Origin of the sequence: Pedobacter sp. SL55 (genome assembly GCF_026625705.1) — a bacterium.
Taxonomy (GTDB): domain Bacteria; phylum Bacteroidota; class Bacteroidia; order Sphingobacteriales; family Sphingobacteriaceae; genus Pedobacter.
Map to the genome: position 1 here is coordinate 2775471 of NZ_CP113059.1, position 17020 is coordinate 2792490.

Consider the following 17020-nt stretch of genomic DNA (forward strand, 5'->3'; position numbering starts at 1 on the left):
GTGTTTTCTAGTTGATTTTTGCCAATTTTTCTTTTGCCGTAGGTACAATATCATCTTTACCTTCGTAGTTATCGATGATACTTAACAAGGTGCTTTTTGCTTGCATCTTATCTTTTAAAGCCAAGTAGTTATCGGCTAAAAGGATGAAAGATTTGGCTACCCAATAATCGTAAGATGGCATATTGTTAATTAAATCAAAGCAAGTTTTTTGCGATGTTTTATAATCGCCTTTGGCATATTGTAAAAAGGCCAAGTTGTATTTAGCTTCTGCTGCGGCCAATGTTTTTGTTTTTGCAACCACATTGTTAAAAGCTTTAACCGCCGATGTGGTATCTGCTTTTAATAAGAAAGCTTTGCCCGCATACAAATCAGAGCTGTTTTTCTCTTCTTCTGATGCCTTGTCTGATGTTTTGATGATTTCGGCATACTTCAGCATATCATCTGGCATGTTCAACTCATTGTATGCCTTAATTAAATTATTGATGGCATAACTGTGGTGTGCTTTGTAATCTGCAGTAGTTTCTAACCTTTTTAAATAAACAATGGCTTCATTGTATTTTTTCTCCTGCATTAATACTTTAGATACGCTCATTAACGAACGCTCTGTATAATCGCTGGTCCAGTCGTTTAAAATGTAGTCATAATCTGCAATGGCTTCTGCCGAGCGACCTAATTTTACCAAGGATTCTGCTCTAATAAATTTAGCTTCCTTATCGTGAATTGGTTTTGGAAATTTATCTAAATAGGCATTAATGGCTTCGTAAGCGCCTTTAGCATCGCCACGTAGGTAAATGTTATTGGCCGACTGGAACATGATGTTGTCTTGCTCGCTCATAGAGTAATTGCCCAGCGGCGTAGTTGCTGCATAAGCAATAAAACCAGTAGCATCGCCACGGTCTACGTAAATATTCTTAATAGATTCTAGTGCCTGTTTCGCATCTGGTGCGCTCGGGTAATCTCTAATTACTTTCTTGAAAGACTCTAAAGCCATATCGTCTTGGTCTTGGTTGTATTGTACCAGGCCAATGGTTAATAAAGCTTTAGGTATGTAGCTGCTTCTTGGATATTTCTCTACCAAGCCTACCAAATCTATTTTCGATTTTTCTAACTCTCCTTTATTAAAATAGGTGTAGGCCATTTCAAAACCAGCATCGTCAGAGTAATTAGAATTAGGGAATTGTGTAAGCAAACTTTGCATGGTAGCAATTTTGGCATCCTCTTGTTTTTGTAAACCTTGGATCATACCGCGTTGGAAAAGTGCATAGTCTTCGCCGGTTTGCTTGCCTGCAATAATTCGGTTATAATAAGTTAATGCCTCCCCGTAGTTTTTGTTTACAAAGTAAGAGTCTGCCAAGCGTAAAGTAGCATCGGTTACAGTTTTTGCATCTTTATCAGCTCCTCTTAAAAAGCGTTCGAAATAGTTGGCTGCTTTGGCGTATTTTTCGTCTTCGAAAGCGGCATAACCCAGTGCATAGTTGGCAAAATTAAATACCTCTGTTTTCTTGGCTTCTTCCATTGCCAAAAACTTTTCGAAGGTACTTACCGCCTCGCCATATTTGCGTAGTTCGTAAGCGGTTTCGGCTCTCCAATAAACGCTCAAGGCAAGAATTTCGCTGTCTTCTGCAAAATTAGCAGATCTTAAAAACATAGATAGCGCATTCGGGAAAGCCCTTTCGTTGTAAAATTCTAATCCGCGGAAATAAGTTACTTTTTGATAGGCCGCTTTAGCTTCTGGCGTTTTGTTGGGGATAGGCTCTAAAATATCAATAGCCGCTTGATAGTTTTTGCTGGTCAACAAGATTTCGCCTAACAAAGTTTTCGCCTCGTTAATTTTTTTAGAGTTGGGGAAAGTTTTAAGGAAGTTCTGTGTAGCTTCTAAAGCTTGTTGGTTAAACTCTAGCTCGTAGCTTAATTTAGCGTAATTGATCCAGGCTTCTTCCTGCATGTTCTTATCGAACTCTAGTCGTGAAGCTCTGAAAAAAGCGTTTCTAGCTTTTTCTTTTGCATTTAGCTTTAATGCAGATTTACCTAAAGTAAACATACCATTTTGCAGGTAAATGTCGTCGGTATTTAGTTTTTCGAGTACATTAACAGACTCTTTGTATTTGCCATTTTGAAATAAAGCATAACCATATTGGTAAACAAAAAGGTTGTTTTTAACTTGGTTATTGTCTTTTGCATAATAAGCCGCAAAGTATTTTTCTGCATTTTTAAATTCCGATTTGGCAAAATAAGAGGCGGCTACCAAACTCAACATTTCTGCTTCGTACTTTTGTTTGGTTTTTTCCATTACCGGAATGGCATAGTCAATTACATCATCGTAACGCTCATCTAAGTAATACATAGAAGTAATGTAATACGGATAACTGGCTTCGTAAGTAGCAGAGCCTTTTAATTTCTCGAAATTAGCTAAGGCAGTTTTGTATTCCTTATTTAGGTAATTGATATAGGCAAAGTAGTAGGTAGCACTTTCTTTAAATTGTGATTCTTCCTTTTTTACGGCTTCAAACAGCGGCTCGGCTTTTTCTATATTACCGGTTTCAAAGTAAGCGTAGCCTTGTTTAAACTGGTATTCTAAGCGTTGTTTGCCCGAAAGCGAATTAGGATCGGCCTGGTTAAACCATTCTAGCGCTTTTTCGTAGTTTTTTTGCCCAAAATAAGCCTTGCCCATGTAAAAATAGGCCAACTTGGTATTTGGGTTTAAAGGATATTCCCTAATAAATTCTTGGAAAAGGGTTTCGGCATCATCATTGCCCAGCTCTATGGCACAAACGGCAGCATAAAACTTAGCATTTTCTTTAATGGTAGTGAGTTCTGCATTGCTTTGTGGTTGTGTGCTAGGCTTGTTTCTAAACTGCTCCACTATTTTAAATTGTTGTGCAGCCGCAACGTATTTTTCATTCTGAAGTAGCTCTAGGCCACTTTGGTAGTTTTGGTTCAGCTTTACCAATGGACTAATTTGTGCGTAGCCAAATCCGTATCCGCTGGCGATAAATAGGGGAACCAATAAATATCTTTTCTTCATTTTGTGTATGCGCTTTTATTAGCTTTTGCAACTTTTTATTAAAATCCTACTCGTTAACACAATGCTTTGTATTGGGTTTAAGTTGGGTTGGTACTAAAATAGAATTTATGTAATTAGCTATCAACATAAAAAATTAACATCTGTTGATAACAGACATTTAACGAAATGGATATGAGCTTGGTATAAGGTTGATAAAAGTTTTGCGCAAAGGGTGCAAATATGGTAACGTTGCTTAAAGTGAGCTGGGTTTTTACTAACCTGCGGGCGAGGTGTATTTTTCTCCCTACAACAACCGAGGCTTCGACAACCACTCTGAAAGAGCGGAATTGTAACCTATATTCTCCTCCTTTGGAGGGGTGTCTGAAAGGCGGGATGGTTAAAAATCGTTTGCCACCCCATTACATTTTAATTATCGAACCCAGATTACTAACTTGAGTTAGATTACCTTAAATTAGGCTAAGGACGATCTTTCTCGCTTATCCAAATTCGGCAAGCGCCATAAATAATTGTTAGCGTAGGTTATTGTTTTGCTTTCTAAGAATGCGCCAATACTTGCCTTCGTTATAGTTCCAATTTATAATACCCGTAGCTAATACTAGCACTACTGCAAACATAAAGAGGTTTAATAAGAAGTTAAATAAATGCGCAAAACTGAAAAAGAGGTAAGTGGTATCTCCAATAATAAAATAGTTCACTAAGTCTATTAAAATAGCTATAGGTAGTGCCACGTACAAAAAAGTTTGGTAAGTGTGTTTTTTCCAGCTCCAGGTTTTTCGTTTTTCTGACCAGAAATCTACAAACTGCTGTTGCCTATTGGTCATGGTTACTAATCGTTCTGGCTGGCCAAAAGATAAAGCACCGCCATCCTAACCGCTACTCCATTCTCTACCTGGTTTAAGATGATAGATTGTTTATTGTCGGCTACATCGCTGGTAATCTCTACCCCACGGTTAATTGGGCCTGGGTGCATTACCACAATTTCTTTATCTAAATTATCAAGAATTTGCTTATCCAATCCATACATCATCGAGTATTCTCTTCCGGTAGGGAAGTATTTGATATCCATGCGCTCTAGCTGGATACGCAGCATGTTAGCTACATCACACCAGTTCAGTGCTTTAATTAAATTATGTTCTACTTTTACACCAAGCGCAGCAATGTGTTTTGGAATTAGCGTGGTAGGACCACAAACCATTACCTCTGCACCTAGTTTTTGTAAGCAAAGGATGTTAGATATGGCTACACGAGAGTGCAAAATATCGCCCACAATTACTACTTTTTTACCAGCTACATCGCCCAGTTTCTCACGGATAGAGAAAGCATCTAACAGCGCCTGTGTGGGGTGTTCGTGTGCGCCATCGCCAGCGTTTACAATTTGTGCATTAATGTGCCTACTTAAAAACTGGCCTGCACCTGCATAAGGGTGGCGCATTACTACCATGTCAACTTTCATCGCTAAAATGTTGTTCACGGTATCAATTAAAGTTTCGCCTTTACTTACCGATGAGGAGGAAGCTGCAAAATTAACAACATCTGCCGAAAGCCTTTTCTCTGCTAGCTCAAATGATAGTTTGGTACGAGTAGAGTTTTCGAAGAAGATGTTCGCGATGGTAATATCTCTTAAAGAAGGTACCTTTTTAATAGGGCGGTTAATTACTTCCTTAAAATTATCAGCAGTTTCGAAAATCAATTCAATATCATTCAGGGTAATGTCTTTAATGCCTAAAAGATGTCGGGTTGATAATTTGTCTGCTGCCATTTTACTGTTATGATCTGTTTTTTATATAGTTTTCAATTTTCAGATAGCGCTTAACCTTGCACAAAAATCATTTATTTGATTATTGTTTCTTTGGCGAGGAAGGTTCTGATAATAAAATTACTTTGTCTTCGCCTTCGTTTTCTTTCCAGCTTACCTTAACTTTCTGCGAATCTACCGAGTTCACCTGTAGGCCAATGTAGTTAGCTTCAATAGGTAAATGTCTCGAAAATCTACGGTCAATTAAAGTCATCAACTCTACGCTTTCTGGTCTGCCATAGGCTAAAAGTGCATCCATAGCTGCACGTATGGTACGGCCAGTCCAAAGCACGTCATCAATTAAAATAACTTGCTTGCCTTCAATAATAAAATCAATGGTATTGCTGCTTGCCGTAACCAAACCGTCTTTACGTCTAAAATCATCTCTAAAAAAAGTAATGTCTAAATGACCTTTTTTAATGGTATCGGTTTTTAAAATTTCCGATAGCTCTTGATGAACCCGATCGGCAAAGAAAGTTCCCCTTGGCTGTATGCCAATTAAAACTGTATTGTTAAAATCAGTATGGTTCTCAATTAGCTGATGACAAAGTCGCTTAATTGTGATTTGGAGTTTTTGGCCGCTGAGTAGAGTTCTCTTTTGCATTGCACTTGGATTGCACAAATATAGAGAAAAAGTTGGACCTTAGTACGCTAAGGTCAGTAAAATTAGTAAGGTTTGTGTAGAAGTTTGGTTATGGATTTGGAAATCAATTAACTATCCTGTTCATTTTTATAAAAAAGTATAGGCTAGCGCTATGGTTCTGCTCAAATGCAATAACTGCTTGCTAATTTATGGAAGCCATTAGCAACTATATTGTTTGGGCTAAGAGCGGTTGGTTTAAGCGCTTGCTGTGTGCTTTTTTGAAGTTAGATATTAGAAGATAGGTGTTGTTTAAGCACTGCCGTGGCCTATTTGTGACTATGGTTCTGCTTTTGTTGTTTTTTGCCGCATTTGTCATTTTGGGCATCTAGGCTTACCGTTGTTTCTACGTTAAGTTTAATTTCTGTATTTAGCTTTACACCAGTTCTGAGATTGCTAAAACGTGCTCATATTTTGAATTTACGGGAAACCGTAGTGAATTGTCATTGATGTTAAGGAATTTTGGGAGATGTTTCATTGAAATTTATGAATGAGCTATTTTGTTATCAATAGAGATGTTGTTTGCATAAACCCAAAAGCTTATTTCTTCGAAAGATCGTATATTTGTTGACCAAACAAAAATGAATAATAAACGTCTCTCTCTTTTGCTAGCAATTTTTCTGCTTTTAGTGGGAGTTGCTTTTGCGGAAAAATTACGGGTTGACAGTAAGTTGGCCGTTGTCACAAAATCGATAAGGAATACTAGAGCTTTAGTAATTGCTAAAAGGTGTCTAACGGGCAATGTTGTAGAACTTTACACTTCAGAAGCAGGTTCTTACGAATGGCAAAAAGATGGAATTAATACAGGGGTAAGTGCTGATACCTTTACACCAACTGTATCTGGAACTTATAGAATTGTAAAAGACGGTGGAATAAGCAACGAGATTACACTAGATTTTAATGTACCAACTGCTAGTTTTACTCATAACGCTACAAATAATGCTTGCGGTACAGAGATGGTTACTTTTGCCAATACTTCTACTAATGGCGAGAGCTATTTGTGGGAATTTGGCGATGGACAAACCAGTACGGAGCAAAATCCAACGCATACTTTTAAGGCCGATTTTGGCAATATTACCCAAGAATTTAAAGTTAAGCTTACGGTAACAAATAATGCTTGCCAAAGGGTAACGTCTAATGAGCAAACCATTAGTGTTAAGCAGTTGCCTGATATTTCAATCTCCGGGAATTTTCAGTCAACGGTCTTTGATGGTAAGAATACAATATATATATGTTCTGATACTGACTCCGAATTTGAAATAGATAACGTTTCTACTACCAAAACTACTAATGCTTCTTATAGAATAATATGGGGAGATGGAACGCCGCACTATGTTTCTAATACTTTCACTTCAATAAAGCATACCTATCCCGTTGGTATTAAAACAATGAGAATAATCACAACGGGTCAAAATGGTTGTGTAAATCAAGAGGATTTTACGGTATTTGTAGGGCAGCGCCCTGCGGGTAATTTAGATAGGGATCAATATACGGACATCTGTAGCGGTGGTCGCTTAACTTTTAAATTAAGCGAAGAAACAAAGAAAAATCCACCGGGAACAATTTACAGGATAAAGTTTAACGATAATACACCTGAAATTAAGTTGGTAGAACCCCTTACTGACAGTCAAAGAACTTTTGATAAAACATTTGACGAAAGTTCATGTGGCTTCAATTTTAATATTGGTGGGCAGAACATCAACAACTCATTCGGTGCTACTTTTATTGCCGAAAATCCTTGTAATTCATCTACTGGCGCAATTGGAAATATTTTCGTTAATGATAAGCCCAAAGCTGGCTTTAGCAAAAACAAGAGTAGTATCATTTGTGAGGAAGAAACCATCACATTCACTAATACCGGTACTGCTAAAACAGCAAAACCAACTGGTTGTACGTCGGGTAAATTTGTATGGAGCATAGAGAGTGCAAATACCTCTGACTACACAATTTTGAGTGGTAGCACTGGAGAAGTTGTTTCTGCTAATTCTTGGATTACAGGCACATCACCACTATCGATAAAATTTAACAAGGCTGGGAAGTATAAAGTTAAGATTAGAATAAGAGGCGAAGCAAATATTGTAGGTTGTGGAGAAGATTCTACGAGGAAGAAATCTGCGTAAACCCAAAACCAATAGCCAGTTTTACTTTGCCTACAACTGCAACATGTGCACCTTACGTATTGCGACCTGCCAACATATCTAATTCGCCTTTGCCAAATTGTGGTAGCAATACGTATACTTGGCGACTAACAAGAGCAGGTAGTAGCATTTCAGATTGTGATAATTTTGGCTCTTTTACGACGCAAACTTCCGCCTTAGAAAGCCCAGCATTTAATTTAACACAACCTGGGGTATATAGCTTAACCTTAACCACGAGTAATGCCAGTGGTACAGGTTGCTCGGTAACTTCGCTTCCTCAAACTATCACCATTAAAGCTCCGCCTACTGCTGCAATTAGTACCACTATACCTACAGCTATTTGTGAAGGTGCAAGTATAAATCCTACAGCAACGGTTAAGAATTGCTGGGGTGCCGATCCTGTTAGTTACGAATGGGAGTTTCCGGGAGCTAGTACAGCGAGTTCCACTTTACCAAGCCCAACAAACATTGTTTATCCAACAAAGGGAAATTATCAGATTAGACTTAAAGTAAGTAACGAATGTGGTTCGTCAACTGTCTACACCAGAAATATTACCATCAATGAAAAACCAGTTCTAAATACAATCACAGATATTGTGGTATGTAGCGGTACTTCGGTTCCGGCAACAGCCTTTAGTACCAGTACAAGTAGCACAGCCTCTTACGCTTGGACAAACAGTAACACTACCATTGGTTTAAATGCGGCATCAGGTAGTGGTAATTTACCCACTTTTACGGCACGAAATACAGGCACAACGCCTATTACCGCTACCATCACGGTTACACCTAGATCTACTGGGGCTGCCAGTTGTACAGGCGAAGCCAAAACTTTTACCATTACCGTTAACCCAGCTGTGGCGGCTGCAAATGCGGGAGCTAATCTAACAGAATGTAATGTCACGAGTACTCGCTTAAGTGCAACTCCCGCACCTACTGGCGGCGTATGGTCTGTAGTAAGCGGCATTACAACGCTTACTTTTGATGATGCTACAAGAGCCGACGCCACCGTGAGCGGCTTAGTGAATGGTGGTACTTATGTGTTGAAATGGACGGTGCAAGGTTTTGCTCCCTGCGGTAATTCTGAGGACACCATGACCATTACGGTAGCCCCTGAAACCGTAGCTGGCACAACTAGTGGAGCAACAACTTATTGCGGTACTTCTACCGCTGGTACGGTTACCTTAACTGGCCATGTAGGTACTATTTTACGTTGGGAACAATCTACAAATGGCAGTACTTGGTCTACCGTTAGCCCACTTAATCAAACACCAACTTTAAACTACAACAATTTAACAGCTACTACCCATTATAGGGCAGTCGTAAAAAGTGGTAGCTGTATTATGCGCTATTCTTCGCCTACTAAAATTGAAATATCGGCTAAGCCGGCTGAACCTTTAGCTACTACAAATTATACCTACTGTTTAAATGATGTTGCCCCCATATTAACGGCAACAGGTACGGACTTAAAATGGTACTCGGCATTACCATTGAATAGCGCAAATCTATTGGCAGGCGCACCAACACCTGCTACCTCATCGGCTACAACTTTAACTTATTACGTTACTCAAAGTGTTAATGGATGTGAAAGTAACTATACTGCCATTTCGGTAAGAATTAACCCAACTATTAACAACAATATAGTTAGTGCAAGTCAGACCATTTGCTTAAATGGCATACCAAGCCAATTAACAGGGCTACTCCCTACTGGTGGTTCTGGAACGTATAGCTACCAATGGGAATCTTCTACAGATAACCTTAATTTCGACCCCATTATTGGTGCTACTAGTAGAAACTACCAACCAAGTGCATTAGCCGCAACTACCTACTACCGTCGTGTAGTAAGTAGCGGTAGTTGTCAATCGACTTCTAATCACATTACCATTACGGTGCAAGGTACTTTGACAAATACCGATATCGATGCTAACCAAACCATCTGTTATAATTCAGCTCCTACTCAATTAATTGGGCAAGTACCTACAGGAGGGAGTGGGAGCTTTACCTACCAATGGGAAGCTTCTACCGTTTCGGCGACAAGCGGTTTCAGTAATATTGTTGGTGCTATAGCAGCAGATTACCAACCGGGCACGCTTACGCAAACCACTTTTTTTAGACGTAGGGTAAATAGTGGTTCTTGCAATGCAATCTCTAATGTTGTAACTATTAGGGTTATTCCTCAATTTAATTTAGCGCAAGTGCAGAACGCGGTATTGTGTAATCAGGCAACGCAAAATAGTATAGCGTTTACCACAGATTTAAGCAGTGCTAACGTTAGTTTCGCATGGGAAAATGATAATCCAGCGATTGGCTTAAGTGCTAGTGGAACAGGCTCACTACCTTCCTTTACAGCAAATAATGCTACAAAGGCACCTTTGGTGGCTAACATTTCTTACAAAGCTATTTATACGGAAGCTCCTTTAACTTGCGAGGCAACTCCTAAAGCATTTACCTTTACCATATTACCAACAATTAGTGTTACCTCCACTTTAAATGACCAAACTTTGTGTACAGGTCAAACTGCCCCAGCGGTAGCCTTAACTTCAGATGCAGCTCCTGTTGTTGGCGCTACGGTAAAGTATCGCTGGTCATCAGATGTGGCTATTGGTCTAACTAATGGAGAGGGGACAGCGATACCCTCCTTTACTACAATAAACAACAGTAGCAATCCTATTACCTCAGAAATGACAGTAGTGCCATTATATACTTATGCAGGTAGAACTTGCGAGGGCACGCCCAAAAGTTATCGAATTACCGTAAATCCAGCTGCTAGGGTAGATTTTTCACTACCTAACCAAACTATCTGTAGTAACACGATTAGTGCAGTGGTAAATTTGACAAATACTACTTCCGACGTAGATTTTACTTGGACAGCTCAATCTGTAGCGGGTATAGTTGGACTTGCAACCAATGGTAGCAACCAGATCCCTGCACAAACCTTAGTGAACACCACTAATGCTCCAATTACAATAGTTTACAAAGCTAAAGCTACCACACTGGGGGCTGCTAGTTGCGAAGGTGTTGAAACCGAATATTGTATTACTGTAAATCCAATACCTACACTTACTGCTAGCGAAACCAGTAAAACGATTTGTAGCAACCAAAGCACCAACATCAGCTTAAGTAGCAATGTAGTAGGTACAAGGTACGCATGGTCTTTCAGTGCCAATCCAAACATAACTGGTGCAAACAGTGGCAATGGTGCTAGTATTAATCAAAACCTGATTAATACGTCGACGATTCCACAAACAATAGCTTATACCGTAGTGCCAACCTTTGAAAATGCGCTGGTAGCTTGTAATGGCGATGCATTAACAATTGAAATCACAGTAAATCCTTCACCTGTAGTTAATTTTTCCGGTGGTGACCTTAGTGTATGTGCTGGGCAAACAAGTCCAGCTGTGACGTTAAGCAGCAGTACACCTAATGCGCAAATCACATGGACGGCAAATGTGCCTGTTGGAATTACAGGAGTAAATACCTTATCAGGTACTACCACTATTCCAACTGAAACCTTGTTGAATAATGCCAACGTGCCTTTAACCATTATTTACACTGCTGTAGCTAAAACTGATGATGCCAATGCCTGTGCAGGTAATATTGCCACATATCGAGTAACCGTTAATCCTGTTGCACGATTAACCAATACCAATTTAGCTCAAAGTGTATGTTCTGGCGGAAGAAATACAGCCGTGGTATGGCAAAGTAATGTAGCCAATGCTACCTTTAGTTGGACGGCCACTGCCACTTCGAGCGAGCTAACTGGATTTACTGCCAGTGGGAATGGTAATATTCCAGTTCAAACTTTAATAAATACTAGCACACAGGTACAAAAGATTACTTATATTGTTAAACCTCTTGCCTACGGTTGCGAAGGCCCAGCGTCCACTTACGAAATCGAAGTTTATCCATCGCCAATATTTACCAGCAATGCGGCGGCTACAGAAATCTGTAGTGGTAAAACTTTCGTATACACACCTACCAGTTCTACTACAGGGGTAACCTTTAAATGGACTAGAGCTGCAATTACGGGTATCAGTAATGCAGCGGCAAGTGGTACAGGTGTAGATGCAGCAGGAAGTATTAGCGAGACACTCATCAACACTAGGGTAAACCCAATTGACGTGCTTTATGAATACGAAATGAGCATTAACGGATGTACTACTGGAAATAAAATTCCTTTAGTAGTTAAGGTTAATCCGCAAACTACAGCCAATTTTGGTTTATCTGCTACCAATGGCTGTGCACCTTTCAATTTGGTTATTTCAAATTTAAATTCAAGGGCTTTAGTTAGTACTTATACTGTCGATTTTGGAGATGGTTCCACGATAGAGACCTATAATGATACAAGAGATATTAGACATACTTATCAAAACGACACTAACCAGCCGAAAATATTTTATATTACCATTACTACACGTAACGAGTGTGGTGAGTCAATTTCGAGGCCTTATGAAATTAAGGTACAGCCGCAAACCGTATTCTCAAAATTAGTTTTAGATGCAACGCAAACTTTTGGTTGTGCACCATTCGTTGTTAATTTTACTGCTGCTAACCAATCTACAGGAGCTAATCTCTATACTTGGGATTTTGGTGATGGTTCGCCTACCCGTCAAACAAGGGCGGTAAATGAAAATTTAAGTCACACCTACAGCACTGCGGGCACTTACACGGTAACGTTAACCGCCACTAATGGCTGTTCAACTGTAAGCACTAGCGAAGAAATAACGGTTTACCCACAGGTTGTGGCTAATTTTAGTATAGATAAACCGCAAGATTGCGTAGGTAGCGAATTTACTTTCAGTAATTTATCTGGTGCTCAATTTACCTCTTCGTGGGATTTTGGAGATGGCACTACCAGCACGGAGGTTAATCCTAAACATCGCTACGCTACACCAGGTACAAAAACCATTACTTTAAGAGCTACGCAAGTTTATCCAAATGGTGGCTCTTGTACAGCTATCATTAGCAAGACAGTTAATGTACTTGCTGCACCTAACGCTACTTTTACCACCAATGCAGGTACACTAAATTGTGGCCCCTTTGCCTTACAAGCTACTGCAACTGGAAGTAATGTAGTTAATGTAGAATGGGATTTCGGAGATGGTAATAGTGCTACTGGAAAAAACGTTAATCATACCTATGTTCGGGCAGGCGATTATACCATTACTGCGAAAGCTTACAACGCACAGGGTTGTGCCAGTACAAGCTCGCAAGTGGTTAGAATAAGCGAAAGTCCAATAGCAGCTTTTAATCCTTCTGTTACCGAAATATGCGGCACTTCAGGTAATGCTAGTTTTAGCAATCAAACTACTTATGGTGGCACTGATGTAGTAACTTATAAATGGTTGGTAAATGGAGTGCTCGTATCCAATCAGCGAGATTTAACCCATAACTTTGTAGTACCTAATGGCGCATCACTACCGTATCAATTTAGGATAAAATTAGAAGCTAGTAACCTGGTTGGCTGTAGCACTAGCGAAGAAAAGGTGTTGCAGTTTAATCCATTCCCTAAAGCAATTTTCAGCGTAGCACAGGTTAAAGAATGTGTTCCTTTCAAATTGAATATCAATAATCAATCTGCCTATTCAGATACTTTCGAATGGTACGTAGATGGAAACTTGGTGTCTGAAGAAAGAAATCCAGAAAACATTATTTTAACAGATTTTGACAGACGATATATGCTTAAGCTGATCGTTAAAAATAGGTATGGTTGTACCCAGAACGAACAAGTTTTAGAAGTAGCCACACATCCGTATTTAAAGGCAGAATTTAGTTTAGCGAATGATGTAAGCTGTAATGGGATTTTAGATGTGCAGATCACAAACAATAGTATTGGCGCAACTACCTACACTTGGGATTACGGCGATGGAACACCAGTTTATATAGGAAATAATCCTGTGCATAGTTACGGTATACCAGGTATTTACCAACTGAAATTAACGGCTAGTAATGGTTTCTGCTCAGCTATCTATACTAAAGAAGTAAAGGTAGCGAATGCACCAAGAGCCGCATTTTTAACCGATGTAAGCAATGGTTGTAATCAATTAAGAGTTAGATTTAGAAATACATCAGTAAATGCAACCAGTTATTATTGGGATTTTGGAGATGGTAATTTCTCTAGAGAGGAAAATCCCGAACATCAGTATGTTTTTGCCAGTACTGCGTATACGGTAAAACTGATAGCAAGTAATGCTTTCGGCTGTACAGACGAAACGATCTCTACACAAGCCATCAACGTATTTCCTCCACCGCAAGCGAACATTGAAATTACACCAAACAAAATCATTAAAGTGCCCGATTACACTTTCACGTTTAAAGCAACTAGTACTGATGATATCATTAGCTACAGGTGGGAGTTTGGCGATGGTTCTACTTCCGATAGGAAAGACATTGCGCATAAGTATGATAGATTTGGCACTTATAAAGTGAAGCTTCATATCATCAACAGGGCTAATTGTGTAAATACAATAGAAGATGAAGTTACCATCATAGATTTTCCGGGCTATCTATATATACCCAATGCTTTTGAACCAGAAAATTTAAATAACGATTTAAAGGTGTTTAAAGTAAAAGCAGGTGGTTTGGCTACCTATCATCTTAAAATTTTTAACAAGTGGGGGCAATTGATTTGGCAAACCAATAAGTTAGATCAGGACGGTGCACCAACAGAACATTGGGATGGCATGAGTAGCGGTAAGCTATTGCCATTAGGAGCCTATTATTGGCAAGCTGAGGCTACTTACATTAACGGAGGGGTATGGAAAGGGATGAAGTTTGGGAATAAGGCCGAAAGTAAAACAGGGGTAATTCATTTGATCAGGTAATGAGTAGGGGCTATCTAAAATATTTAATCATAAGCATATTTTTAAGTGTGCAAATCATCACTGTAAAGTCGCAGGATATTATTTATTCGCAATTTTATAATGCGCCAGGTTACCTAAATCCAGCGTTAAGTGGCGAGTTTGAAGGCGATATCCGTTTCAATATGATTTATCGTTCGCAGTGGACCAAAATACAGGGTGCGCTAGAAAGTTATACCTTTTCTGTAGATTATCAATTACCTGTTTTTGGTGGCGGTATTGGCCTGATCGCCAATAAATCAACAGAGGGTACAGCTTATCTTGCCAAGCTAAATTTGGCCGCTATACTGTCTTATAATGTAGAACTTAACGATTATAGCAGACTTTCTTTCGGGTTACAGGCAGGTATCATCAATCGTCGTATTGATGAAAATAAATTGCTCTTCGCAGATCAAATAGACGATAGGGGGATCATCACAGGTGGAGCCTCCTCAGCTTCCATTTTTACCAATAATAACCGCAGTTTTTTTGATGGTGGCGCTGGTATTAATCTTGTGGCAGGTAATTTTATGCTAGGTACATCTGCACAGCACATCAATCAACCTAATGAATCGTTTACCGGACAGGTCGCTAAATTACCCATGAGATATGGTTTCCATACCAGCTATTTAATTAGTTTAGATCGCTACGGAGAAGATCTGCCAGCTATCATACCCTCTTTAGTGGTTTACAGGCAGGATAAGATCAATTCCGTTAGCGCTGGGTTTCAATATAAAACCAATGCCATCAATTTAGGGTTTTGGTACAGGGGAGATGGTAAGCAGCATGATGCTATCGTACTTTCTGTAATCTTAGATCTATTTAAAAAAGGAGATAAGACCAGTAAATTTAGGTTAGGTGTTAGCCATGATGCTACTACATCAAAATTGAATTATACCAGCACTGGCGGAACAACTGAGGGCGCCTTGGTTTTTGAAACTGAAATACCGGGAAGGGCAGAGGCTAGATATCTTCGAGATCGTAGTAATAATTTTAATCGTTGTTATAAGTTTTATTAATTGTTCAAAGGAGAAACAAAAGAAGCTTTAATTGCTAGCTCAGATTAGCCTCAAATGCTTTCAATCAATAAAATAAAATTGTCCCTCTCATTTTTAAGGATTATCTATCCCGACATTTCGGTAGGGTTAGCTAGGCCTGTGCCGAATTTGCTTCGGTAGGGAGAGGTTCGCATCAAATAAGCCCTTGGTTAAAACCCAAGGGCTATGAGTAATTTTACACCACGCTATCAAATCCCCAAATCCACGAATATCCAATAATCAAATCTCCAAATCCACGAATAACCAAATCACCTGTAGGGCTTAGGCTAAGCAATCGACCTATTGACTAAGCCACCAACTCACAACACTTAACTCATAACTCGCAATCAAATCACTAAACAACGAACAACGAACAACGAAACTCGAATTACCGAATAGCCAAATCCACGCATCAACAAATCAACGAACAACGACGAACGAACAACGAAACTCGAATTTTTCTTCAACTTTATGGAAAACTGCAACGCTTAGCATCTTGATAAAAAAGAGACGAAATGAAGAATAGCTTTCCCGTAGATATTCCAAAACCTTGTGGGCAATCTTGGGAACAAATGGCCCAAACCGCCAATGGTAAATTCTGTAGCCATTGCAGCACCGAAGTAATAGATTTTACGCAAATGACTACCGCCCAGCTGCAGCTTTATTTTAAAAATACCACACAGCCTATCTGTGGACGCATCGATACCTTTCAACTGCATTGGTTAAACCATCCACCAGCGTTGCACACTCCTCAAATTGGATTTAGCTTTAAAATAGCGATGGCATCGGTAATGGCCTTGTTGGTAAGCACCAAAGCAAATGCCCAGCAAATGGCAGCGAAAGCTCAAACTACTACTCATTTGAGCAGTACTATAGCTAAAATCAATACTCAAGTTAAGGACATCGCAACTGAGGGCAGCTTTCTCCTAAAAGGCACAGTGAAATCATTGGAAGATGGTCTTGCGCTTGAAGGAGCAAACATTAAGGTAATCGGTTTAAACCAAGCTACCATTACCAATAGTGACGGCATATTTAAACTTTTTGTAAAGGGCTTAGCACAACAAGAGGTAACTTTATTAATTACTTATTTGGGACATTCGAGCCAACAAGTTAAAGTGAAGCTAACACAAGAACCCGAAGATCTAACGATAAGTTTAGCTTCCGACAGTATCATTCTAGGAAAAGTATCGGTCACTGCACCCGTAGTTGAGATCCGACATGTCATCACTGGTGGTATCATTGCCGTTAAAACAGAGGAGCTAAAAAGACCATCCTTCTTCAAGCGCATGTTGGATCATGTAGGCGGGTGGTTTAAATAGATGGCGTTTCCTTGCAAAAACAGTTAGGTAAACATTTAATTTAATGATCAATAAACTTTACATTTTCTAGGTAATTCTTCGTGCCTCCTTCGGGGATTGTTCGGTAAAAAGGCTGTTTTTCGAAGGTTTCTCGAACAAAACCCGAACAACACTCGAACAAGGGTAGACAAAACCAGCCAAATACAGTGAGTTTTGGCCAAAACCGGCGCAGGGGGATTTGGCAAAGTCTT

At 39.5% G+C, this 17020-nt stretch carries 8 protein-coding genes; 4 read left to right on the plus strand and 4 right to left on the minus strand.

Translation table 11 applies throughout. The annotated features are described in order from the left end of the window. Window positions 1-7: 7 nt before the first annotated feature. The 4 genes from OVA16_RS12525 to pyrR all read right to left on the minus strand — a co-directional run bounded on the left by OVA16_RS12525 (window position 8) and on the right by pyrR (window position 5424). Window positions 8-3025 carry a tetratricopeptide repeat protein gene (locus OVA16_RS12525; RefSeq protein ID WP_267759855.1) on the minus strand — a complete coding sequence of 1006 codons (3018 nt, stop codon included), beginning with the start codon at window positions 3023-3025 and terminating at the stop codon, window positions 8-10. A 509-nt stretch (window positions 3026-3534) separates the two neighbouring features. After that, window positions 3535-3846 (minus strand): hypothetical protein, encoded by a 312-nt coding sequence (locus OVA16_RS12530; protein ID WP_267759857.1) that lies wholly within the window; start codon window positions 3844-3846, stop codon window positions 3535-3537. 5 nt (window positions 3847-3851) lie between these two features. Further along, window positions 3852-4784, minus strand: coding sequence for an aspartate carbamoyltransferase catalytic subunit (locus OVA16_RS12535; RefSeq protein ID WP_267759859.1), 933 nt, complete (start codon window positions 4782-4784; stop codon window positions 3852-3854). A gap of 79 nt (window positions 4785-4863) precedes the next feature. Then, a complete protein-coding gene (pyrR, locus tag OVA16_RS12540; protein ID WP_267759861.1) occupies window positions 4864-5424 on the minus strand; it encodes a bifunctional pyr operon transcriptional regulator/uracil phosphoribosyltransferase PyrR in 561 nt (186 codons plus the stop codon). A gap of 617 nt (window positions 5425-6041) precedes the next feature. Between pyrR and OVA16_RS12545 the strand changes: the two genes are divergently transcribed. The 4 genes from OVA16_RS12545 to OVA16_RS12560 all read left to right on the plus strand — a co-directional run bounded on the left by OVA16_RS12545 (window position 6042) and on the right by OVA16_RS12560 (window position 16790). Further along, window positions 6042-7580, plus strand: coding sequence for a PKD domain-containing protein (locus tag OVA16_RS12545; protein ID WP_267759863.1), 1539 nt, complete (start codon window positions 6042-6044; stop codon window positions 7578-7580). After that, the gene (locus OVA16_RS12550; RefSeq protein WP_267759865.1) at window positions 7544-14419 is read left to right on the plus strand and encodes a PKD domain-containing protein; all 6876 of its coding nucleotides are present in this window, start codon (window positions 7544-7546) and stop codon (window positions 14417-14419) included. Before OVA16_RS12545 ends, OVA16_RS12550 begins: the two co-directional genes overlap by 37 nt. After that, the gene (locus OVA16_RS12555; RefSeq protein ID WP_267759867.1) at window positions 14419-15453 is read left to right on the plus strand and encodes a PorP/SprF family type IX secretion system membrane protein; all 1035 of its coding nucleotides are present in this window, start codon (window positions 14419-14421) and stop codon (window positions 15451-15453) included. The genes OVA16_RS12550 and OVA16_RS12555 overlap by 1 nt, the downstream gene beginning before the upstream one ends. A gap of 533 nt (window positions 15454-15986) precedes the next feature. Next, window positions 15987-16790, plus strand: coding sequence for a carboxypeptidase-like regulatory domain-containing protein (locus OVA16_RS12560; protein ID WP_267759869.1), 804 nt, complete (start codon window positions 15987-15989; stop codon window positions 16788-16790). The last annotated feature ends 230 nt before the right edge of the window (window positions 16791-17020 follow it).

What these genes read in the sequence shown, in the direction of transcription:
- OVA16_RS12530 (WP_267759857.1), bottom strand. Translation starts at nt 3,846, where the DNA reads ATGACCAATAGGCAACAGCAGTTTGTAGATTTCTGGTCAGAAAAACGA.
- OVA16_RS12555 (WP_267759867.1), top strand. Translation starts at nt 14,419, where the DNA reads ATGAGTAGGGGCTATCTAAAATATTTAATCATAAGCATATTTTTAAGT.
- OVA16_RS12560 (WP_267759869.1), top strand. Translation starts at nt 15,987, where the DNA reads ATGAAGAATAGCTTTCCCGTAGATATTCCAAAACCTTGTGGGCAATCT.
- OVA16_RS12535 (WP_267759859.1), bottom strand. Translation starts at nt 4,784, where the DNA reads ATGGCAGCAGACAAATTATCAACCCGACATCTTTTAGGCATTAAAGAC.
- OVA16_RS12545 (WP_267759863.1), top strand. Translation starts at nt 6,042, where the DNA reads ATGAATAATAAACGTCTCTCTCTTTTGCTAGCAATTTTTCTGCTTTTA.
- pyrR (WP_267759861.1), bottom strand. Translation starts at nt 5,424, where the DNA reads ATGCAAAAGAGAACTCTACTCAGCGGCCAAAAACTCCAAATCACAATT.
- OVA16_RS12525 (WP_267759855.1), bottom strand. Translation starts at nt 3,025, where the DNA reads ATGAAGAAAAGATATTTATTGGTTCCCCTATTTATCGCCAGCGGATAC.